The 21,938-nt window shown below is 60.9% G+C and carries 23 protein-coding genes; 9 read left to right on the plus strand and 14 right to left on the minus strand.

Features of this window, described 5'->3' with window-relative positions:
- The first annotated feature begins 30 nt into the window (after window positions 1-30).
- The 5 genes from HU759_RS14320 (at window position 31) to HU759_RS14340 (ending at window position 6,528) form a co-directional block, all read left to right on the plus strand.
- Window positions 31-1,083, plus strand: a complete 1,053-nt coding sequence (locus tag HU759_RS14320; protein WP_186616972.1) for a 2,5-dihydroxypyridine 5,6-dioxygenase — start codon at window positions 31-33, stop codon at window positions 1,081-1,083.
- 189 nt (window positions 1,084-1,272) lie between these two features.
- Window positions 1,273-1,707, plus strand: a complete 435-nt coding sequence (locus HU759_RS14325) for a MarR family winged helix-turn-helix transcriptional regulator (protein WP_026013564.1) — start codon at window positions 1,273-1,275, stop codon at window positions 1,705-1,707.
- 143 nt (window positions 1,708-1,850) lie between these two features.
- The gene (locus HU759_RS14330; protein ID WP_186616970.1) at window positions 1,851-2,342 is read left to right on the plus strand and encodes a (2Fe-2S)-binding protein; all 492 of its coding nucleotides are present in this window, start codon (window positions 1,851-1,853) and stop codon (window positions 2,340-2,342) included.
- Window positions 2,339-5,860, plus strand: a complete 3,522-nt coding sequence (locus HU759_RS14335) for a molybdopterin cofactor-binding domain-containing protein (RefSeq protein WP_186616968.1) — start codon at window positions 2,339-2,341, stop codon at window positions 5,858-5,860. The genes HU759_RS14330 and HU759_RS14335 overlap by 4 nt, the downstream gene beginning before the upstream one ends.
- Window positions 5,861-6,174: 314 nt before the next feature.
- Window positions 6,175-6,528, plus strand: a complete 354-nt coding sequence (locus HU759_RS14340) for a hypothetical protein (protein WP_017135479.1) — start codon at window positions 6,175-6,177, stop codon at window positions 6,526-6,528.
- Window positions 6,529-6,673: 145 nt separating this feature from the next.
- Here the strand turns inward: HU759_RS14340 and HU759_RS14345 are convergent, their stop codons facing one another.
- The 11 genes from HU759_RS14345 to HU759_RS14395 form a co-directional block, all read right to left on the minus strand.
- A complete protein-coding gene (locus HU759_RS14345) occupies window positions 6,674-7,378 on the minus strand; it encodes a YoaK family protein (protein ID WP_186616966.1) in 705 nt (234 codons plus the stop codon).
- 69 nt (window positions 7,379-7,447) lie between these two features.
- On the minus strand, window positions 7,448-9,082 hold the full coding sequence (locus HU759_RS14350) for an ABC-F family ATP-binding cassette domain-containing protein (RefSeq protein WP_017135481.1): 1,635 nt from the start codon (window positions 9,080-9,082) through the stop codon (window positions 7,448-7,450).
- Window positions 9,083-9,215: 133 nt separating this feature from the next.
- A complete protein-coding gene (locus HU759_RS14355; protein ID WP_099549872.1) occupies window positions 9,216-10,256 on the minus strand; it encodes a DNA topoisomerase IB in 1,041 nt (346 codons plus the stop codon).
- A gap of 74 nt (window positions 10,257-10,330) precedes the next feature.
- Window positions 10,331-11,410, minus strand: a complete 1,080-nt coding sequence (modC, locus tag HU759_RS14360; protein ID WP_169985895.1) for a molybdenum ABC transporter ATP-binding protein — start codon at window positions 11,408-11,410, stop codon at window positions 10,331-10,333.
- Window positions 11,411-11,415: 5 nt separating this feature from the next.
- Window positions 11,416-12,102: a molybdate ABC transporter permease subunit gene (gene modB / locus HU759_RS14365; RefSeq protein WP_186616988.1), complete on the minus strand. Its 687-nt coding sequence runs from the start codon at window positions 12,100-12,102 to the stop codon at window positions 11,416-11,418.
- Entirely contained in the window at window positions 12,099-12,872 is a 774-nt protein-coding gene (gene modA, locus HU759_RS14370; RefSeq protein ID WP_186616965.1) for a molybdate ABC transporter substrate-binding protein, read from the minus strand. The genes modB and modA overlap by 4 nt, the downstream gene beginning before the upstream one ends.
- A gap of 113 nt (window positions 12,873-12,985) precedes the next feature.
- Complete coding sequence (locus tag HU759_RS14375) at window positions 12,986-14,050, minus strand: nitronate monooxygenase (protein WP_017135486.1); 1,065 nt, start codon at window positions 14,048-14,050, stop codon at window positions 12,986-12,988.
- Between the two features lie 280 nt (window positions 14,051-14,330).
- Window positions 14,331-15,383, minus strand: a complete 1,053-nt coding sequence (ada, locus tag HU759_RS14380; protein ID WP_186616964.1) for a bifunctional DNA-binding transcriptional regulator/O6-methylguanine-DNA methyltransferase Ada — start codon at window positions 15,381-15,383, stop codon at window positions 14,331-14,333.
- 75 nt (window positions 15,384-15,458) lie between these two features.
- The gene (gene alkB, locus HU759_RS14385) at window positions 15,459-16,124 is read right to left on the minus strand and encodes a DNA oxidative demethylase AlkB (protein ID WP_169985899.1); all 666 of its coding nucleotides are present in this window, start codon (window positions 16,122-16,124) and stop codon (window positions 15,459-15,461) included.
- Window positions 16,125-16,127: 3 nt separating this feature from the next.
- Window positions 16,128-16,286, minus strand: coding sequence for a hypothetical protein (locus HU759_RS14390; RefSeq protein WP_017135489.1), 159 nt, complete (start codon window positions 16,284-16,286; stop codon window positions 16,128-16,130).
- Window positions 16,287-16,312: 26 nt separating this feature from the next.
- The gene (locus HU759_RS14395; protein WP_003173824.1) at window positions 16,313-16,615 is read right to left on the minus strand and encodes a DUF1883 domain-containing protein; all 303 of its coding nucleotides are present in this window, start codon (window positions 16,613-16,615) and stop codon (window positions 16,313-16,315) included.
- Between the two features lie 213 nt (window positions 16,616-16,828).
- Here HU759_RS14395 and HU759_RS14400 point away from each other — a divergent pair, with 213 nt between their 5' ends.
- Complete coding sequence (locus HU759_RS14400; protein WP_065929976.1) at window positions 16,829-17,179, plus strand: hypothetical protein; 351 nt, start codon at window positions 16,829-16,831, stop codon at window positions 17,177-17,179.
- 210 nt (window positions 17,180-17,389) lie between these two features.
- Window positions 17,390-17,620, plus strand: coding sequence for a hypothetical protein (locus tag HU759_RS14405; RefSeq protein ID WP_017135491.1), 231 nt, complete (start codon window positions 17,390-17,392; stop codon window positions 17,618-17,620).
- A 9-nt stretch (window positions 17,621-17,629) separates the two neighbouring features.
- Here the strand turns inward: HU759_RS14405 and HU759_RS14410 are convergent, their stop codons facing one another.
- Both HU759_RS14410 and HU759_RS14415 read right to left on the minus strand, forming a co-directional pair.
- Window positions 17,630-17,914: a hypothetical protein gene (locus tag HU759_RS14410; RefSeq protein WP_017135492.1), complete on the minus strand. Its 285-nt coding sequence runs from the start codon at window positions 17,912-17,914 to the stop codon at window positions 17,630-17,632.
- A gap of 144 nt (window positions 17,915-18,058) precedes the next feature.
- Window positions 18,059-18,247: a hypothetical protein gene (locus tag HU759_RS14415; protein WP_017135493.1), complete on the minus strand. Its 189-nt coding sequence runs from the start codon at window positions 18,245-18,247 to the stop codon at window positions 18,059-18,061.
- Between the two features lie 308 nt (window positions 18,248-18,555).
- Here HU759_RS14415 and galU point away from each other — a divergent pair, with 308 nt between their 5' ends.
- Both galU and gorA read left to right on the plus strand, forming a co-directional pair.
- Window positions 18,556-19,395: a UTP--glucose-1-phosphate uridylyltransferase GalU gene (gene galU, locus HU759_RS14420; protein ID WP_003212579.1), complete on the plus strand. Its 840-nt coding sequence runs from the start codon at window positions 18,556-18,558 to the stop codon at window positions 19,393-19,395.
- Window positions 19,396-19,492: 97 nt separating this feature from the next.
- Entirely contained in the window at window positions 19,493-20,851 is a 1,359-nt protein-coding gene (gene gorA, locus HU759_RS14425) for a glutathione-disulfide reductase (RefSeq protein WP_186616963.1), read from the plus strand.
- Here the strand turns inward: gorA and HU759_RS14430 are convergent, their stop codons facing one another.
- Window positions 20,852-21,859, minus strand: a complete 1,008-nt coding sequence (locus HU759_RS14430; protein WP_099549864.1) for a DNA-binding protein — start codon at window positions 21,857-21,859, stop codon at window positions 20,852-20,854. It lies immediately after the preceding gene.
- Window positions 21,860-21,938 lie beyond the last annotated feature (79 nt).

Consider the following 21,938-nt stretch of genomic DNA (forward strand, 5'->3'; position numbering starts at 1 on the left):
ACTTGGTGCAGCCCCACAGGAGACAGGAAAATGCCGGTAAGCGATTGCGAACTGACCCAGATGTTTGAACACGTGTTGAAACTCTCGAAGGTCGACCCGACCCAGAGCGTCGCCGTGCTCAAGAGCCATTACTCGGACCCGCGCACTGTGCGTGCTGCGATGGACGCGGCGCAGCGCCTGGGGGCCAAGGTGTATGCGGTGGAACTGCCGTCGTTCAACCATCCCAAAGCGATGGGCAACGACATGACCGCCTTCTGCGGCGACACCGCACTCACCGGCAATATCGCTGCCCAGCGCGCGTTGGAGGCCGCCGACCTGATCGTCGACACCATGATGCTGCTGCACTCGCCGGAGCAGGAGCAGATCCTCAAGACCGGCACGCGGATCCTGCTGGCGGTGGAACCGCCGGAAGTGCTGGCGCGCATGCTGCCCACCGAAGCCGACAAGGCGCGTGTGCTGGCGGCCGAGCAGTTGCTGAAGAAGGCGCGCTCGATCCACGTCAAGTCCCGCGCGGGCAGTGATTTCCGTGCAGCGCTGGGCCAATACCCGTCGGTCACCGAGTACGGTTTTGCCGACGAGCCTGGGCGCTGGGACCACTGGCCGAGTGGTTTCCTGTTCTCCTGGCCCAACGAAGAAACCGCCGAAGGTGTGCTGGTGCTGGATATCGGTGACATCCTGCTGCCGTTCAAGACCTACACCCGCGAGAAGATCACCCTGGAGATCGAGAAGGGCTTTATCACCAAGATCCACGGCGGTTTCGAGGCCGAGTACCTGCGCGATTACATGAAGTATTTCAATGACCCGGAGGTGTACGGCATCTCCCATATCGGCTGGGGCTTGCAGCCAAAGGCGCAGTGGACGGCCATGGGCTTGCACGACAAAAACGATGGCATGTGCATGGATGCGCGGGCGTTCTACGGCAACTTCCTGTTCTCCACCGGGCCGAATACCGAAGTGGGCGGCACGCGCAAGACGCCATGCCATATGGATATTCCGCTGCGTAATTGTGATGTGTACCTGGATGATGAGGCGGTGGTGATCGGCGGCGATGTCGTTGCACCGCAAGCGTCCCTGGCACGCTGAGTTTTCAAGTGTGGGAGCTGGCTTGCCTGCGATAACGGTCTGGCAGGCACATCACGGCTGGCTGATCCGGCGCTATCGCAGGCAAGCCAGCTCCCACAGTTTGAGCGTGCACCTTTAGTTTGAGGCTTGAGTCCGTTCACTATCCCCGCCATCATGCCGACCATCGCTAATCACTCACCGAGCCACGCCGTGCCTGATTCCTACGTTTTCTCTGAACAAGTTGGCCACCTGCTGCGCAAGGCCTACCAGCGCCACCTGGCGATTTTTCAGCAGAATGTCGGCGACTCGCAGCTCACCGCCGTGCAGTTCGTCACCCTGTGTGCGCTGCGCGATCACGGTGCAAGTTCCCTCACCGAACTGGTCAAGGCCACGGCCGTCGACCAGGCGACCATTCGCGGTATCGTCGAGCGGCTCAAGGCCAAGGCGCTGATTACCCTGGAACCAGACCCCCAGGACAAGCGCAAGGTGGTGGTTGACCTGTCGCCAGCCGGCGCCGAACTGGTCGCGCAAACCGCGCCGCGCGCCGCGCAGATCAGCGAGCTGACCATGAGCAACCTCAACCCCGCCGAGCGCGTGGCGGTGCTGTTTCTGCTGCGCAAGATGATCGACGACCCGCAGGAATAAACCGGCGCTGGCATCGTTTTTGCTCTGAGTTCATGTAGTAGTCACTTCACGTGCCAAGTGTGTCGCGAGGCCCCAACTCCGCGGCGCTTTTTTTTGGCTGTTTCGTGTAGTAATTGCTTCATCAACTGATACAGGCGAAGCGAATGATCAGCCCACCCATCACCGTTGCCCTCAAGGTCAACGGCCACATCCGCGAAGTCAGTGCGATGGCGGATACGCCGCTGCTGCTGGTGTTGCGCAATGACTTGCAGCTTAACGGCCCCAAGTACGGCTGCGGCCTGGGCGAGTGCGGTGCGTGCACCGTGATCATCGATGGTGTGGCGGCGCGCTCGTGCGTGTTTCCGCTGGCGGGTGCAACCGGGCGCGAGATTGTCACCCTTGAAGGGCTCGGCACACGCCAGGCGCCGCACCCCGTGCAGCAAGCCTTTATCGAGGAGCAGGCGGCACAATGCGGTTATTGCCTCAACGGCATGATCATGACGGCCAAGGCGTTGCTCGACCGCAACCCCAACCCCAGCGAAGCCCAGGTGCGCAATGAGTTGTCGGGCAACCTGTGCCGCTGCGGCACCCATATCGAAATCCTGCGCGCCGTAATGCGTGCAGCGCACCTCTTGAGCGTGGAAGGCCGACCATGACTGATATTTCCCGTGACCAATGGCTGGCCAAGTCGGGCGTCTTATTGATTGTCGATGATGTACTGCCGCCTTCAGGCCCGGTGGCCAAGGGCGGCACACCGACCGTGAAACCCAAGGAGCTGGGGTTGTTCATCGCGGTAAACGATGACGGCCTGGTGTATGCCTTTAACGGCCATGTGGACCTGGGCACCGGCATTCGCACGTCGCTGGCGCAGATTGTGGCCGAAGAGCTGGACCTGAGCATGGAGCAGGTCAAGATGGTTCTGGGCGATACCGAGCGTGCGCCCAACCAGGGTGCAACGATCGCCAGCGCGACCTTGCAGATTTCGGCGATCCCGCTGCGTAACGCGGCCGCCGAAGCCCGGCGCTTTTTGCTCGCGCGCGCAGCGGGACGCTGGGGCGTGAGCACGGGCAGCCTCAAGGTTGAAGCCGGGGTTGTCCACGCTGCCGACGGGCGCACCACGACCTACGCAGAGTTGGTCAGCGGCCAGCATGACCAGTTGCGCATCAGCGGTGACGCGCCGTTAAAACCTGTTGCGGATTACCGTCTGGTCGGCAAGGGCGCCGCGCGCGTGGATATTCCCGGCAAGGCGACCGGCGAGTTGACCTATGTGCACGACATGCGCGTGCCGGACATGCTCCATGGTCGCGTGGTACGCCCGCCGTATGCGGGGTTCGACTGCGGTGAGTTTGTCGGCAACAGTTTGTTGAGTGTGGATGAAGCATCCATCGCGCATATCCCCGGCATTGTCGCGGTGGTGGTGATTCGCGATTTTGTCGGTGTAGTGGCGATGCGCGAAGAACAGGCGATCAAGGCCGCCCACGAACTTCAGGTGCACTGGAAACCGTGGAACAACGCCTTGCCGGACATGAGCGATGTCGAGCAGGCCATTCGCGACAACCCACGGGTACGCCGCACGGTGCTCGATCAGGGCAACGTCGACGAAGCCTTGGCGGGCGCCAGCCAGCGCATGCCGCGCAGCTATTTGTGGCCGTACCAGATGCATGGTTCGATCGGGCCTTCGTGCGGCGTGGCGGACTATCAAGCAACCGGCAGCCGCGTGTGGTCGGGCAGCCAGAACCCGCACCTGCTGCGCGCAGACCTTGCGTGGTTGCTGGAATGCGACGAAGCGCTGATCGACGTGATCCGCATGGAAGCCGCCGGCTGTTACGGGCGCAACTGTGCGGACGATGTGTGCGCCGATGCCTTGCTGCTGTCGCGCGCGGTGGGCAAGCCGGTGCGCGTGCAACTGACCCGCGAACAGGAACACCTGTGGGAACCCAAGGGCACCGCGCAGTTGATGGATGTTGACGGCGGGCTCAATGCCGACGGCAGCATTGCCGCCTATGACTTTGAAACCAGCTACCCGTCCAACGGCGCGCCGACCCTGGCGCTGTTGCTGACTGGCCGCGTGGAGCCGGTGGCGGCGATGTTCGAGATGGGCGACCGCACCTCGATCCCGCCCTATGCCATCGACGATATGCGCGTGACCATCAACGACATGGCACCCATCGTGCGCGCCTCGTGGATGCGCGGCGTATCGGCGTTGCCCAACACCTTTGCGCATGAATCCTACATCGACGAACTCGCGTTTGCCGCAGGCGTCGACCCGGTGGAATACCGCCTGCGTTACCTCAAGGACGAGCGCGCCATCGAGCTGGTCAAATCCACCGCCGAACGTGCCAACTGGTCACCGCGCACGGCGCCGATGCAAACCGCCAACCAAGACCACCTGTTGCGCGGTCGCGGCTTTGCCTATGCGCGCTATATCCACAGCAAGTTTCCCGGTTTCGGCGCGGCGTGGGCGGCGTGGGTGGCGGACGTGGCGATCGACAAGCACACCGGTGATGTGTCGGTGACGCGGGTGGTGATCGGCCATGACTCGGGGATGATGATCAACCCGGCGGGCGTGCAGCATCAGATCCACGGCAATGTGATCCAGTCCACCAGCCGTGTGCTCAAGGAGCGGGTGACCTTTGAGGAGTCGACGGTGGCGAGCAAGGAGTGGGGCGGCTACCCGATCCTGACCTTCCCCGAAGTGCCCAGGATCGACGTGCTGATGATGCCGCGCCAGGACCAGCCGCCCATGGGCGCCGGCGAGTCGGCTTCGGTGCCGAGTGCGGCGGCGATTGCCAATGCGATCTATGACGCCACCGGCATTCGTTTTCGCGAGCTGCCGATAACGCCCGAACGGGTATTGGCGGCGCTGAATGCAGGCAGCCTTGGCGAACCTGCCAAGTCGCCGGAAAAACGCAGGAAGTGGTGGTTCGGTGCGCTGTTTGCCACCTTGGGCGCAGTGCTGGCCACCGCTTGGCCGTTTCACCCTGAAATCGCACCGATTGCGCCGCCCGGCGCGGGCACCTGGTCCAAGGCCACCCTGGAACGCGGGCGCTTGCTGGCGGCTGTCGGCGATTGCGCGGTTTGCCATACCGCGCCCGGTGGTGCGACCAATGCCGGCGGCCTGGCGATGCAAACGCCGTTCGGCACGCTGTACAGCAGCAATATCACCCCAGACGTGAAAACCGGCATCGGCGCCTGGTCCTACCCGGCATTCGAGCGGGCGATGCGTGACGGCATTGGCCGCGATGGACGCAACCTGTACCCGGCGTTTCCCTACACGGCGTTTCGCAATATCAATGATGCCGACCTGCAGGCGTTGTATGCCTACCTGATGTCCCAGGCGCCGGTCAGCCAGGCGCCGACGCCGAATGCCATGCGCTTTCCGTTCAATATCCGACCATTGATGGCCGGCTGGAATGCACTGAACCTGCGGCGGGGTGAAATCACCCCGCAGCCTGAGCGCAGCGAGCAATGGAATCGCGGCAATTACTTGGTCAATGGCCTCGGGCACTGCGCCGCGTGCCACTCGCCGCGCAACCTGATGGGTGCGCAGAAGGGCGGCAAATCCTTTCTGGCCGGGGGCATGGTCGATGGCTGGGAGGCGCCCGCATTGACGGGCTTGTCCAAGGCACCGACGCCGTGGACCGAGGACCAGTTGTTCAACTACCTGAGCACTGGCTATTCCGATGCCCATGGCGTGGCGGCTGGCCCGATGGGGCCGGTGGTGAGTGAGTTGTCAAAGCTGCCCAAGGCCGATATTCGTGCGATGGCGGTGTACCTGGCGTCACTTAATGGCGAGGCCAATGCCGAGGCGCAAACGGTGGCGACGGCGCCGCTGCCCAACCCCAATGGCCGACGTGTATTCGAAGGCTCATGCAAAGCCTGTCATGCCGATGGCCTGGGGCCGAAGCTGTTCGGGGTGAGCCCGTCATTGGCGAGCAATACCAATGTGTTCAGCGACCAGCCGGATAATTTGATCAAGGTGATTTTGCAAGGCATCAGCAGCCCGGCGACCCGGGACTTGGGGTATATGCCGGGCTTCAAGGACAGCCTGTCGAATGGCCAGGTGGCGGATCTGGTCGACTACCTGCGCGGGCAATTTGCGCCGAATGCGCCGGCGTGGAAAGGCCTGGAACAAAAGGTAGCGCACTTGCGCGCTAACCCCGGCACGCACTGACAGAACGCGGTTAAAACTGTGGGAGCTGGCTCTGCTGTTGCTGTTGCTCTGGCCCTTGCATCCTTTTCGCCGGCGAAGTCAGCGGTCTCTTGATCTGCGTTTTTGATCTTGATCTGAAATCGTCCCCCCAAATCACTAAAAATAACCAGGCAAAAAAAAGCCCGCGGGAGAGCGGGCAGAAGGGATACTTCTTAAAAATGAGCCTGCCGACTATAGGTGCCAGGCGCCCCTTTTACAGTGAAACAAAATTCATGCACGCATCAGACAATCACCGGAGAGTGGTAGAGTCGCATTTTTTTCAAGGAAGCGATGGCATGCGAAAGCTGGTAATTGGCGCATTGACAGTGGCCGCACTGTCTGGCTGTGCGGGCTCGAAGATGAAGGACGCGCGCAGCGGCCAGCCCTACAAGACCCTTGCGTCGGACAAGGCCACATTGGTGGTTGCCCAATGCATCCAGTTCGGCTGGCAGGACGAGGCCGTGTTCGGCGTGGATGCCGGTGGTTTCAAAGAGCCGCTCGAAACAGGCGGTTTTACCGTCTACACCACGGGCGGTGACTACTTTGCCGATGTGCGCGTAGCCGGTGGCGGCTCCAGCGTCAAATACTATGCCGCCCAGGACACGATGCCGGCCAAGCGGCGGTTGGCCGCACTGGCCACCTGTCTGTAGGCTGTCTCCTTAGCATTTTTCGGAAATGCCCGGCGGGACAGCCGCCGGACATTGGCTTATTATTCCTCCCGCTCGCTCGACGCGATGGCTCTTTACCAGTACACGGACGTCGAGGCCTGATCGTCGAGCGGGCCTCGTTTCCTTCCTATCGCGGCATGTAGCCCAAGTGCCAGCGCCGGGGAATCTTCAGTGACACCAGCCCCAGCACGGCGGCCAATGCGCCACTCACCAGCAGCGCCTTGAGCCCGAGCTGGTGCTCCAGCACCGCGCCGATCACGGCGCCCACGAACATGCCGACCCACGGCACCAGTTGCACCCGCCAACCGTTACGCCGCTCCCCCATTATCCAGCGCCCCAACCCGCGACCAAAACGTGAGAGCGCGCCGGTCACATAGGTCAGGCCCACCGGCAAACCGTTGACCTCTTCCACCGCCGCATTGAGCATGCCCATGGCCAGGATCGCCGCCAGCAGCGCCGGCAACGTATCGTCGAAGGGCCACAGCGCCGCGCCGCACAACAAGGCGGCGATGCACAGCAGCAAAGGCAGCGCATGCCGGCGGCTGAAGCGGCTGACCACCACCCCCAAGGCGTTGCCCAGCACAAATACCGCCACCAGCAACAGCAGGCGCCCGGTCAGGCCCAGGTCACCGGCGCTGATTGCCACCGCCAGGCGCGTGGTGTTGCCGCTCATGAATGAAACAAAATCCCCGCTGGCCATAAAGCCAATCGCATCGGTCATGCCCGCCAGCACCGACAGGCTGGCCACCAGCATCAATCCGACCCGCCCGCGCCAGCGTTGGCGATGGGCAAGCGCTGCATTGGCATAAGGCCTTTGGGACGAAGGCAACATAGGATCGGGCTCCGCGGTGAGATTATTCGGCCACTACCGTAGGACGCTTTGGCGGTGCATGCAATGACCTCAGGCACTTTCCAGTCGCCAGCCGGTGTGCTGCCAGATCAAGTGGTGGGTCGGCCGGATCGCGTTAATGAACGCCTCGTCATGGGACACCGCAACAATGGCCCCGCTAAACCCGCGCAGCGCCTGTTCAAAGGCCAGTACCGATTCCAGGTCCAGATGGTTGGTGGGCTCGTCCAGCAATAGCAGTTGCGCCGGGGCATCGCGCCACAAGGCGATCGCCATGGCGGCTTTCAAGCGTTCGCCACCGCTCAGTTGGCCGGTGGGCTGGGTGACGCGCAGGGCGTCCAGTTGCAACAAGGCCAGGCGCGTGCGCAGCTCGGCTTCGGCCAGGGGCGTGTCGAGCAGGTTGAGTTGTTCGACGATGGAGCGCTCATCCATCAGCAGCGCCAGGTGCTGATCGATATACGCGGCGGGTATCGACACCGTGCAGGCGCCGCTGACCGCTTGCCATTGGCCGGCCAGCAGCTTGAGCAGCGTGGACTTGCCGCAACCGTTTGGCCCACGCACGGCCACGCGTACCGGGCCGTTCAAGTTGAGCGTCAGGTAAGTGGCTGGCTGGTGTGGGTCGAGCCACGGCAGTTGGGCATTTTCCAGGGTGAGTACGTGGCGGCCGTTGGGCAAGGCCGAGCCGGGCAGGGCGAGCAACGTGGGGGTTTCATCGACGACACGCGCATAGGCTTGGCGCACCTGCCCATCCAGCTCATTTTTATAGGCGTGGTGAGCGCTGCGCACCGTGCTGACGATTTCCGTGGCGGCGCCTTTCCAGCGGGCTTTGGTAAAGCGATCAACGTTGGCGGTTTCGGCATGCTTGCGTGAGCGTGCGGCATTGCGTTGCAGGCTGTCGTGATCCTTTTGCAGGCGCTTGCGCTCGCGGCTGCGTTGCAGGCGAGCATGCTCAAGTGCCATGGCGGCAGCGTGTTGTTCGGTATCGCGCTGCTGGCGATAGGCAGCGTAATTGCCGCCATACACACGCATGCCAAGGGGCGACAGTTCGACGATACGCGCCAGGGTATTGAGCAGCTGTCGATCATGGCTGACCACCACCAAGCCGCCGCGCCAGTTGCTCAAAACCCGCAGCAGCCACTCGCGCCCATGGCTGTCGAGGTGGTTGGTGGGCTCATCCAGTACCAGCAGATCCGGCGCGGCCAATAGCGCACCGATTACGACAACCCTGGCCAGTTGGCCGCCACTCAGTTGAGTGGCTGGGGCTTCAAAACCGAGTACGTGTAAACCCGCGTCATCAAGTGCGGCACGCAAGCGTTCGGCAAGGTCCCAGCGATCGTCAATCAGCTCAAGGTCACCGGCCCAGGCCTCGCCTCGGGCCATGCGCTCAAGCGCGGCCAATGCCTGGGCAGTACCGGTGATCTGCGCAAGGCTTGCTCCCGGTTGCAGCGTCAGGCTCTGTGCGACGTAGGCTACGCGGGCCTTGCCATCGAGCGTACCGCAAGAGGGCGCAAGTACGCCGGCCAGCAAGCGCGCCAGGATACTTTTGCCGCGACCATTACGGCCGACAATCCCGGTGGGTGTGTAATCAATGGACAGGGTGAGGTCGTCCAGCAAGGTTTCGCCATTGGCGAACTGGAACGACACGTGTTGCAGGGAAACCAATACGGGCAGGCGTTTGACGTCAGTCATCAGCACCTCCAAAAAAATGTCGAACAGGCCAACAAGCGCGCCAGGCGGCTCGTTGCAAATACATTTTGGAAGGCTTAGTTGTTCACGTCGGCGCTCATCCCGTGAGTCAGAAGGGACCCGCAGGCTAACTCAGCTAGGCGTGCTTGGGCAAGTCGGCGGCCAATTGCTCCAGGAACATCGCCAGCGCGACTTCTTCGGCTTTAAGGCCTTTGCGCATCCGTGGCTTGGGCAGCTTGGACAGCTCGCCCAGGCTGAAATGCTCCAACACCGCCGGGTGGATATAGCACTTGCGGCACACTGCTGGCGTGTTGCCCAACTGCTTGGCAACATCCTTGACCATCGCCACCACATGCCGCTTGGCATCGGATTCGGGCTGCCATTCCAATTCGCGCAACACCGCCAGGGCCATCGCCGTGCCGGCCCAGGTGCGGTAGTCCTTGGCGGTAAAATCGGCGCCGGTGAGGCTGTGCAAATAGGCATTCACGTCGTGGGAACTGACGGTGTGGCGCTCGCCGTCTTCGTCCAGGTACTGAAACAGATTCTGGCCCGGGAGTTCAAGGCAACGCTTGACCACCGTGGCCAGGCGCCGGTCCTTGACGCTGACCTGGTGCTCGACGCCACTCTTGCCGCGAAACTGGAACTGGATTTCGCTGCCCTTGATGTCCACATGGCGGTTGCGCAGGGTGGTCAGCCCGTAGGATTTGTTGTCGCGGGCATATTGGGTGTTGCCGACGCGGATCAATGTGGCGTCCAGCAGCATCACCACGGTGGCCAGGACTTTTTCACGGGTGAACCCAGGCGCGGCGATTTGCGCTTCCAATTGTTTGCGTAATTTGGGCAAGGCCTTGCCGAACTCTTGCAGGCGCGAGTATTTGTCGGTGTCGCGCACTTCGCGCCAGCGGCTGTGATAGCGGTACTGCTTGCGGCCCCGCGCATCACGGCCGGTGGCTTGCAGGTGGCCACGCGGGTCGGCGCAGATCCACACGTCGGTGTAGGCCGGTGGCACGGCCAACGCATTCAGGCGCTTGATTTCATCGGCATCGGTGATGCGCTGGCCTTTGGGGTCGACATACTGAAACGTGCCGCGCAGTTTTTTACGGCGGATGCCGGGTTGGGTGTCGTCAACATAATGCAGGTCGCGGGGCAGGTCGGCAGGCAGCGCAGAGTCGGGCATGGTGCAAGTTCCTTGGCAACAGATCAGGCCGGTATACCTGATTGACCGCAGGGTTTTGCGCGGGTGCCAAATACTTACGCCAGTACGGCCACCGCCTTGATTTGCGCCCACAACACCTGGCCCGGATGCAGGTGCAGTTGGTCGCGGGAAAATCGGGTAATCCTCGCCAGCAGTGGCGTACCGCCGGCATCCAGGCGCACCAGCACGTGGGCGCTGTTGTCCGCCGCTATTTCCTGGGTGACCGTCACCGGCAAGCGGTTGAGGATGCTGCTGGCTTCTTCGGCGTGCAGGCTGAGGCTGACGTCGCGTGCTTGCACCTTGACCCGCAACGGTTTGCCCAACGCCAGCGGTGCGTGAGCCACGCGCATTTGCAACGGGCTGTCGGGCAATTGCAGGGTGAGCAGTTGATAGTGTTCATCGTAGGCAATCACGCTGCCATTGATGACCACGCCGGCGTCATCGCCGAGCGCCATCGGCAAGTCCAGGCGAGCCAGGGTTTCGCCGATGGGGCCGCTGGCCAGCGCCTTGCCGTCGCTTAATAGCACGATGTGATCGGCCAGGCGCGCCACTTCATCCTGGGCATGGCTGACGTACAGCACCGGAATATCCAACTCATCGTGCAGGCGTTCGAGGTAGGGCAGGATCTCGCTTTTGCGCTTGCTGTCCAGGGCCGCGAGCGGCTCATCCATCAACAACAACTGCGGGCTGGTGAGCAATGCGCGGGCGATGCCGACGCGCTGGCGTTCGCCGCCGGACAAGTGCTGCGGGTGGCGTTCAAGCAAGTGGCCGATGCCCAGCAGTTCGGCGGCCTGGGCCATGTCCACACGGCGAAGCGGGCGGGCAATACGCTTGAGGCCGAACTCCAGGTTGGCACGCACCGACAGGTGGGGAAACAGACTCGCTTCCTGGAATACATACCCCAGTGCGCGCTTATGCGGCGGCACAAACACGCCGTTACGGCTGTCTTGCCAGACCTCTTCGTTGACCTGGATAAACCCGTCTTCAGCGCGCTCAAGCCCGGCGATACAGCGCAGGCAAGTGGTCTTGCCTGAGCCGGAATGCCCGTAGAGCGCGGTCACGCCACGGCCGGGCAGGTGCAGGTCCACGTCCAGGGCGAAGCCTGGGTACTTCACGTTCAGGCGTACATCAATCATGGCGGTCAGCTCCAGCCCATCTTGGTTTTACGGCTGGAATAGAGCGCCAGCAATACGAGAAAAGCGAACACCACCATGGAGCCGGCCAGCCAGTGCGCCTGGGCATATTCCATGGCTTCGACGTGATCGTAGATCTGCACTGAGACCACGCGGGTTTTGTTGGGGATATTGCCGCCGATCATCAGCACCACGCCGAACTCACCGACGGTGTGGGCAAAGCCAAGAATCGAGGCGGTGATAAAGCCGGGGCGGGCCAGGGGCAGGATCACCGTGAAAAACGTGTCCCATGGGTTGGCACGCAGCGTCGCCGCCACTTCCAATGGGCGCGTGCCGATAGCGGAGAAGGCATTTTGCAACGGCTGCACCACAAACGGCATGGAATAGATCACCGAGCCGATCACCAGCCCGGCGAAGCTGAAGGTCAGGGTGCCCAGGCCCAGCCATTGGGTCAACTGGCCGAAATAACCGTTGGGCCCCATGGTCAGCAGCAGGTAAAAGCCGATGACCGTCGGTGGCAACACCAACGGCAACGCGACGATCGCGCCTATGGGGCCGCGCCACCAGGAGTGGGTGCGCGACAGCCACAGGGCGATCGGAGTGCCGATGATCAGCAGGATCACAGTCGTCAGTGACGCCAGTTTGATGGTCAACCAGATGGCGGAAAAATCGGCACTCGACAGCGGCATAGTCAGTTAGCCAGCTCGTAACCGTAGGACTTGATCACGGCAGCGGCTTTTGGCCCCTTGAGGTATTCAACCAAGGCTTTGGCGGCAGCGCTGTCCTTGCCCTTGTTGAGGATGACCGCGTCTTGTTTGATCGGGTCGTGCATGGCCGCCGGGACGATCCACGCCGAACCGCTGGTGACCTTGCCGTCCTTGTAGATCTGCGACAGCGCCACAAAGCCCAGCTCGGCGTTGCCGGTGGACACGAACTGATACGCCTGGGTGATGTTCTGGCCTTCGACCAGCTTGTCCTTGACCTGCTCGGTCAAGCCTTCTTTAGCCAGCACTTGAGTGGCCGCCAGGCCATAAGGTGCCGCTTTCGGGTTGGCGATGGACAGGTGTTTGAAGTCGTTTTTCTTCAGCACCTCGCCTTTGGCATCCACGTAACCTTCTTTGGCCGACCACAGCGCCAGGGTGCCGACCGCGTAAGTGAAGCGTGAACCTTTGACCGTGTCGCCTTCGGTTTCGAGCTTTTGCGGGGTGGTGTCATCGGCGCTGAGGAACACTTCGAACGGCGCACCGTTCTTGATCTGGGTATAGAACTGGCCGGTAGCGCCGTAGGCGGCTACCAATTTGTGGCCGGTGTCTTTTTCGAAATCGGCAGCAATCGCCTGGATCGGCGCGGTGAAGTTGGCGGCGACAGCCACCTGGACTTCATCGGCGTGGGCTGGGCCAAAAGTAAAAGCGGCAATCAGGGTGGCCAGGGCAGTAGGGGCCAGGCGTGAGGCGCGGATCGTCATGAAGCAGCTCCTTGGGGGTTGTACGGCTTGTTATAGGTAGAAGGCTTTACCGCTATGTATGGGAATATATAGCGGTTGGCCATTGCCGGTACAGTGCAAAGTTGCCCCAAGTGTCAGTGGCGCTTGAGCTTGGCCAGCACCTGTTCGGCCAACTGGCGGGTCAAGTCACACGTAGAAATATCTCTACCCAGACGCAGCGCCTGGCCTGCCCACAGGTTGCTGAAGCCGGCTTCATCCTTGGCCTTGAGCGGCATCAAGGCGCCGCCGGCAGTGGGGAATGCGGGGGCAGACGGGTTGATCGCACCGAGTTCGCGCATCACCCGGTTGACGATGCCGCGCGCCGGGCGGCCGGTGAACAGGTTGGTCAGCGCGGTTTCGCTGGCCTGGGCATGGCGCAAGGCATAGTGGTGGGACACGCTGACATTGGCTTCGGGAGTAAACAGGTACGCAGTGCCGATTTGCACGGCCGAGGCACCCAGGGCCAATGCCGCGACGATGCCGCGTGCATCGCCAACGCCGCCTGCGGCGATCACCGGCACCTTCACCGCGTCGACAATTTGCGGCACCAGCGCCATCAAGCCGATTTGGGTGTCGAGGTCGTCACTGAGGAAAATCCCTCGGTGCCCACCGGCTTCAATGCCCATCGCGATGATTGCATCGCAGCCATGCTGTTCGAGCCAAATGGCTTCTTCAACGGTGGTGGCCGAGGACAGCACCTTGGCGCCGGTGGCTTTTACCCGGTCGAGCAAGGCTTTTTCCGGTAGCCCAAAGTGAAAACTCACCACCTCGGGGCGAAACTCTTCGACGACTTTGCAGGCGGCCTCGTCGAACGGCGCACGGTTGGACACCGGTGTTGGTGCATCAAAATCAGCGCCCAGCTCGCGGTAGTAGGGCTCCAGCAACGTTTTCCAACGGTGGTCACGCGCGTTATCAGCTGCTGGCGGTTGATGGCAGAAGAAATTGACGTTGATCGGGCTCGCGCTGGCCTGGCGAATGGTGTTCAAGGCGTCGCGCAGTTGCTCGATGCTCAGCGCTGCGGCGGGCATCGAGCCCAAGGCGCCGGCTTGATTGGCGGCGATGACCATCGCTGTGGTGGTGGCGCCGGCCATCGGGGCCTGGATGATAGGCACGTCGATGCCCAGCAGGTCGAGAATTCGGGTGTCTGGCCAGGTGCTCATGGGATGCGTCTCCAGCGTGAATAAGACTTTGCGCTGTTTTAACAGGGCCATTGGCACCCGGCCAGTCTGTTTTATTCACTGGACGAGGGGGTAATTTCGTGCGCTGCCATGCGTCGATGGCGTGCCCCAACACCGCATGGATGCGCCCGGCGTTCGCGTTGTCGCCTGCGTGGCCTTGAAAAAACGCCTGGAACGCCGGGTACAGCGTGAGGCTGTCTTTGTGACTGACATTCGAAATGTATCAGGCTGACGATGTGGCGCTGGTGTGTATCGGTGTTCGCTAGCGTTTCACCGACTGTTCGCGCTCCAGCAGTTGCCGCTTGCGCTCTACGCCCCAGCGGTAGCCCGACAACGCGCCGTCACTGCGCACCACGCGGTGGCAGGGAATCGCCACCGCCAGGCTGTTGGCGCCACAGGCCTGGGCCACCGCGCGAAACGATTTGGGTGCGCCGATCTGCACAGCAATCTGCGCGTAGCTGGCGGTGCTGCCCACCGGGATGTCGCGCAGTGCCTGCCACACCCGTTCCTGAAAGGCAGTGCCGCGCAAGTCCAGGGGTAAATTCAACCCCAGGGCAGGGGCTTCGATAAAACCCACGACCTGGGCGATCAACTGTTCGAACTCATGATCTGCGCCGACCAGTTCGGCTTTGGGGAACTGGTCTTGCAGGTCGCGCAGTAAGGTGTCCGGGTCATCGCCCAATAAAATCGCACACACGCCGCGTTGGCTTTGCGCCACCAGAATCGCCCCAAGTGAACATTGGCCCACGGCAAACAAAATCGTGCTGTTGGTGCCGCCGGCTTTGTAGTCGCTGGGCTTCATGCCGAGCAGTTGGTTGGCTGATTCATAAAAGCGGCTGTTGGAATTAAAGCCCGCGTCATACAACGCATCGGTCACTGAATGCTCGCCCTTGAGGCCGTGGCGAACTTTGCGCGAACGCAGGGCGCTGGCATATCCCTTGGGCGTCAGGCCGGTCACCGCTTTGAATATGCGATGAAAATGGAATGAACTCAGCCCGGCGCCACTGGCGAGTGCTTCCAGGCTGGGCGCGGTTTCGGCCTGCTCGATCTGCCGGCACGCCTCGGCCACCCGTTGGGCGTGGAGGGCCGCCAATTGAGTCTGGTCGCCGGCCGCGCGTTTGCTTGGGCGATAACCCGCCGCTTCAGCCTGGGCAGGGGTGTCGAAGAATTCGATGTTCTCCGGGCGTGGCAATCGCGAGGCGCTGCTGGGGCGGCAATACACGCCGGTGGTTTTAACGCCATAGACAAACAGGGCGTCAGCCTTGGCATCACGGGCGACGATGGCGGCCCAGCGGGGGTCTTGTTCGGTGGTCATGGCCTGCACTCTTGACGGATCACGGCCAGATTAACCGCGTTGCAGATGGCCGGCACTCTGAAGCTTGCGGTCAAATTAGCCAGCGGTGCGAAAGGTCAGGTTGATGCGCTGCGGGCCCATGACCGGATGCACGCCCTCTTTAATCGGCATCACCCCATGAAAACGCAAGCGATCAACGCCGCCCCAGACCACCACGTCGCCGTGGAACAGTGAAACTTTTTGAGTTTTGCTGCTGCGCTCATGGCCGCCAAACAGGAAGATCGCCGGCAGGCCCAGAGAGACTGAAACCACAGGGGCGCTATAGGCGCGTTCGTTTTTATCCTGATGCAGGGACATCTTGGCGCCCGGCACATAGCGGTTGATCAGGCAGGCATCCGGGGCAAATGCGCTGAAGCCAGCTTCGGCTGCGGCAAGCGTGGCCAGTTCACGCAAAGTCTCGGGCATAGCCGGCCAGGGCTGCTGATTGCGGGGGTCAATCGGGCTGTAGCGGTAGCCGGTGCTGTCGGTGGTCCAACCCAATGTGCCGCAACTGCTGAGTGCGGCCGACATGGTGAAGCCGCCGGGTGTGACCATTTGTCGAAACGGCGATTGGGCCAACACCCGTCGCAGTTCAGGCAGCAGGCGTTCAATCCATGGCAGGGCGAAGCCCCTGAGTACGTAGGACTCTTCGCCAATCTGCTCGCGCCCCGCCGGTTGCTGCAAGGCATCCTCAGCGAACAGATCAGCCGTCGGGCCTGGCATGGGTTACAGGGCCTTGCTCACGGTGATGTCGGTGATTTCATCGGTGGCATCGTGGATTTTTGCCAGGGCTTCTTTGGCTTCTTCAACGCTTCCCGATTGCAGCAGGGCGAATTCAAAGCGACGTTCGCCATTGAGCTTGTACTTCATAACGTATTTAGTCACAGCGGTTTTCCTGTCGAGGGTTCGGCTCAGCTCAGTTTGGTGCTGGTGCGGCGAACAATGCGAATCTTGTGGGACAACGCAGGTTTGCGGGTCACGCTGATGGCGCGGCGCGTGACCACATCCAGGGTAATGTTCCAGAACCCGGTGCTGGGTGCGGTGATTTTTGCCGGGAATTTGTCGAACGCGCCGCCGTGGTAAGTGTGGCGGCCACCGTTCTTGAAACTGCGGAAATTGGCATCGCTCATCAGGCGAATGTTGCAGGTCTGCGAGCATTCGATGACAACGATGTCGCCCTCGTTGAGGTGCTCGCGCTGGTGGATGAATTTCATGGGGGTGTCTCCAGAAGGGCTTTTTCTGAAAAATCAGAATGATACGTAGGTTAAGATAGAGTTTATCAGCCCTGACGCGATTATTATCGGGTCGTCGTCGACGACTTCGACAATTTAAAACAGTTATTTCCCAAGTTTTCAGAGATAAATCCCACATGGGCGGGAGAAATTTCCTCTCTTCGCGGTCGTAGGGTCTTTATCGGAGGTTTAAGTATGAAGTGGAGTGTGTTGGTTCTGGCCTTGGCGTTAGGTGGATGTGCTTCGGTTGCAGATATCAAGCAGACCCCGCCAACCCTGGTGGTTATTTCAGGCAAAAAACCGCCTGAATATGCTGCCTGTGTGGTCCGAAAACTGGAGGCGACGCGTCGGCCGCCGCAGATTGAGCCGCATAAGGACGGTGTACAGGTGATTGTTCCGCAGAAATTCTCGGCCGACCCTTCGGCGATCTTCGAGATCGAAGAGCGCTCCAGCGGCAGCAGTATCAAGCTCTATGAAAGTATGTCAAATGTGCCGATTCGCCCAGGCGACATCAAGAAAGCCGGGGAGGATTGCATCTCCGGCTGAGCCTTTGGTTTATCCGCGTACTGAACCCGATAAAAAAGCCTGACCCTGCCGTTGCAGCGTCAGGCTTTTTTTTGCGTTTATTCGGGTGTTGTCGCCTGTAGAGGGAGTGCTGATCGGGCAGGGCATCCGTTAAACTGTCGGCCATTCAATGCAAAGATGCCGCCCAAACTTTGAGTTTGCGCGGCATTAGTCCTTCCTGGAAAGCCCGCCATGAAACGAGAACACGTCAAAGCCCGACATGCAGAAGGCCAAATATCGGCCACCCATGTTATCCAGAACCCCGCCGACCTGGGCGAGTGGATCGTATTTTTCAAGAAGAGCGGCGGCCGCAGTTACTTTCTGGTCGACGATCAGGATGAGGTTGAGTCATTCCCGCGCCTGGATGACCTGATCGAGACCTTGCGTGGCCTGGGGCTCAAGTTCGCCGAGGTTCATCTGTAGTACGCAGTATTACTTGCACACCACGACGACGCTGCGGCTCTTGAAGTTGCCTACGTCTTTGCCCAGGGTCTTGTCGCTCTCCTTGAGTGCCGGCGTACCTTCGGTGCCGACGATGCGGTAACCGGTGCCCGCACACGAAGCGTCAGCTTTTTCGTAGCAACTGGCCCATGAATTGGCCTCGCCCGAGCAGTCGATGGTCAGGCCTTGCTCGCCGTTTTTCAGGTAGGTGTCGGACGTGGTGGTGCAGCCGGTCATCAGCGCCAGGGCCGCAGTCAGTGCCAGAATCTTGTTCATGTGTTGGGTCGTCGTCGAGGGTGTAGGAGGGGCGCAGACACTGTCGTGGGGCGTTCGTAGCAAGATTATAGCGAACGGCCATCAAGGTACAGACAAACACAAAAAAGCCCCGTTGACCGGGGCTTTGTGCGCAAGCAATGACGCTTACTTTTTGTCCTTGGGGCGCTTGCTCGATGCGTGGCCGGCTTCGTCCACAAACACTTCAGCCACCGCAACGGCCATGCTTTCGCTCGCGAATACCCCGGCGACGCTGTCGCCGTGGAAGTTGATCAGGTGCCAGCCGTCCGCACGCTTGGTGATCAGGTAGCCGTTTACGCCTTTTGGTTCTGACATCTATCAATCTCGTAGTCTGGTTCAAGCCAGTAATGATAGCGCCAATTGGCCCCGAGGCGCGCAAGTTGTTGCAGGTCAGTGCCCTGCCGCGAAAAGCGTGCTAAAACCATTGAGGCGCTCGTAAGCAAAGGGGCGATGGCTGGTTATGTCGCGCCCTGAGTGAATGCTCTTCGTAGGATCAGCGGAACTTACGCGCATATTTTTTCTCTATGTTGACATCGCAACGCCAGCAGGACCCATTGTAAGGTGACTGCGGCCTGATTAGACTGCGCCGAATTCCGTACGCACAGCCCTTTGTAAGGACTTATATGATCAAGAAATGCTTGTTCCCAGCAGCCGGTTACGGCACTCGCTTCTTGCCAGCGACCAAAGCCATGCCCAAAGAGATGCTGCCGGTGGTGAACAAGCCACTGATTCAGTACGGCGTCGAAGAGGCACTGGATGCCGGCTTGAACGAAATTTCCATTGTTACCGGCCGCGGTAAGCGCGCGCTGGAAGACCACTTCGATATCAGCTACGAGCTGGAAAACCAGATCAAGGGCACCGACAAGGAAAAATACCTGGTCGGCATCCGTAAACTGCTCGACGAGTGCTCGTTCTCCTACACTCGTCAAACCCAGATGAAAGGCCTTGGCCACGCCATCCTCACTGGCCGCCCGCTGATCGGTGACGAACCGTTCGCCGTGGTGCTGGCTGATGACCTGTGCGTCAACCTGGAAGGCGACGGCGTACTGACCCAGATGGTCAAGCTGTACCAGAAATACCGCTGCACCATCGTTGCGGTTCAAGAGGTCGACCCTCAGGAAACCAACAAGTACGGCGTGATTGCCGGCGACGACATTGGTGATGGCCTGATTCGCGTGCGTGACATGGTTGAAAAACCAGCGCCGGAAGATGCGCCGTCGAACCTGGCGATTATCGGTCGTTACATCCTGACGCCGGACATCTTCAAGCTGATCGAAGAAACCGAGCCAGGCAAAGGCGGCGAGATTCAAATCACTGACGCCCTGCTCAAGCAAGCCAAAGATGGCTGCGTGATCGCCTACAAATTCAAAGGCCGTCGCTTCGACTGTGGTGGCGCTGAAGGCTACATTGAGGCCACCAACTTCTGCTACGAGCACTTCTACAAGACCGGTAAGGCTTACTGATTCACGGTAGCCCGCCCAAAAAGCCACCTTCGGGTGGCTTTTTCGTTTTTCAGCCCCATGTAAGTCGGTATGCTGGTGCCCTGCCGAGGAGAGTGAAATGGCCTACGATTTTGATCTGTATGTAATTGGCGCCGGTTCCGGCGGTGTTCGCGCGGCGCGCTTTGCCGCAGGCTTTGGCGCTAAAGTGGCGGTAGCTGAAAGCCGTTACCTGGGCGGTACCTGCGTGAACGTTGGCTGCGTGCCGAAAAAACTGCTGGTGTACGGCGCGCATTTCGCCGAAGACTTTGAGCAGGCCAGCGGTTTCGGCTGGTCGTTGGGTGAAGCGAACTTTGACTGGGCGACCCTGATCGCCAACAAAGACCGCGAAATCAACCGCCTCAATGGCATCTACCGCAACCTGCTGGTTAACAGTGGCGTGACCCTGCACGAAGGGCACGCGCGTTTGGTTGATCCGCACCAGGTGGAGATCAATGGCGAGCGCTTTACGGCCAGGCACATCCTGATCGCGACGGGCGGCTGGCCGCAGATCCCGGAAATCCCGGGCCGTGAGCACGCCATAGGCTCCAACGAGGCGTTCTTCCTCAAAGAGCTGCCCAAGCGCGTGCTGGTAGTGGGCGGCGGCTACATTGCCGTCGAGTTTGCGGGCATCTTCCGTGGCTTGGGCGCGCGCACAACCTTGCTGTATCGCGGCGACCTGTTTCTGCGCGGGTTTGACGGCGCAGTGCGCACGCACCTGAAGGAAGAGCTGACCAAGCGCGGCCTCGACCTGCAATTCAATGCCGATATCGAGCGCATCGACAAACAGGCTGACGGCAGCCTCAAGGCCACCCTAAAAGACGGCCGCGTGCTCGAAGCCGATTGCGTGTTCTACGCCACCGGCCGCCGCCCGATGCTCGACAACCTGGGGCTGGAAAATACCGGCGTCAAATTGGATGAGCGTGGCTTTGTCGAAGTCGACGACCTGTACCAGACCGCCGAAGCCTCGATCCTGGCGATTGGCGATGTGATCGGGCGCGTGCAATTGACGCCCGTCGCGCTGGCCGAAGGCATGGCGGTTGCGCGTCGGCTGTTCAAGCCCGAGCAATACCGTCCGGTCGATTACGCGATGATCCCGACCGCGGTGTTCAGTCTGCCGAATATCGGCACCGTGGGCCTGAGTGAGGAAGAGGCAAAGAAGAACGGCCATAACGTGCAAATCTTCGAAAGCCGCTTCCGGCCGATGAAGCTGACGTTGACCGATTGCCAGGAAAAAACCCTGATGAAGCTGGTGGTCGACGCCGACACCGACAAGGTCCTGGGCTGCCACATGGTCGGGCCGGATGCGGGTGAGATCGTCCAGGGCCTGGCGATCGCGCTCAAGGCCGGCGCGACCAAGCAGCATTTCGATGAAACCATCGGCGTGCACCCTACGGCGGCGGAAGAGTTCGTCACCATGCGCACGCCTGTAGCGGGCTGATCAGGCGTCGGCGGTTGCCTCTGGCGGCGTTGCAACGACGGCCGCCAGGCGCAATGCCTCGATACTGGCCTGGGCCTTGATCAGGTCCAGTTCCAGGGTTTTGCTCACCTGCTGTTGCTCACTCAGCGCTGCCTGGCGCGCTTGACTTTCCTCTACCGCAACCCGCAAGCGCTCCTGAAGCAGGGTGCGTTCGCTTTCCATGCGGCCCAGCTGTTCGCTGAGTGTTTGCTGCTGCGCCTGTTCCTTGCGTGATTGCTCCTGCAGGGCGGTCAGTTCCTTGCTGGTCACGCGGTGCTCGATCAGTAGCCGCTCATTATCGCGATGCAGCTGGGTGATCTCATCCTGGCGCACCATCGCGCTTTGTTGCGCCTGGCGCAGCTCGGCCTGCACCTGCTGCAGCTGGCCTTCATGGCGCCGTTGCTCTTGCTCGCGTTGCTCCTTCACCGCATTGCGGTAGTGCTCAAGCGCGTCGCGGGCGTGCAAGTGTTTGTCTTCCAGCGAGCGAATCTGCTCGTCCTTGTCATTCATGCGCAACTCGTAATCGCTGCACGCCTGGCTGAGCCCCGCATTGCGAGTTTGTTCGGTTTGCAGGCTGGTGCTGGCGGTCTGCAAGGCGGCGCTTTCTTCGGCCAGTGCGGCGGCCTGGATATCCAATTGCTGCTTGAGCTGGCCGTGGGCTTCTTCAAGCGTTTGCACCTGGGCGAGCAGGGCGGCTTTTTGCTGCTCGAACTGCGCCAGTGCCGCGTCAATCGGCTCCTGGGCCTTGTCTTTAAGGCGTTGAGCCAGCCGTGCTACCAACTCGCCCAGTTCATCGTCGATGGGCGCCTGGGTGATGGTCAGCCGGGTTTCGCTGTCATCGAGTTCCTTCAAATAGCGATGAATCGTGGTTTTCGAGCCGGTATTGCCCATCTCGATGCGCACCGCGTCGATGCTCGGGTTTTCGCCACGGGCCAGGATCGCCAGGCGTGCCGTTTGAACCACTGCTTTGTTTATGCCGCCGCGCGCCATGAAGTCTCCGTCGATTTAGTACTGTGGTACATGGTATGTAGATACATACTTTATCACGAATAAAAACCCGTTTAAATTC

The sequence above is a fragment of the Pseudomonas sp. OE 28.3 genome (assembly GCF_014268205.2).
Classification (GTDB): Bacteria; Pseudomonadota; Gammaproteobacteria; order Pseudomonadales; family Pseudomonadaceae; genus Aquipseudomonas; species Aquipseudomonas edaphica.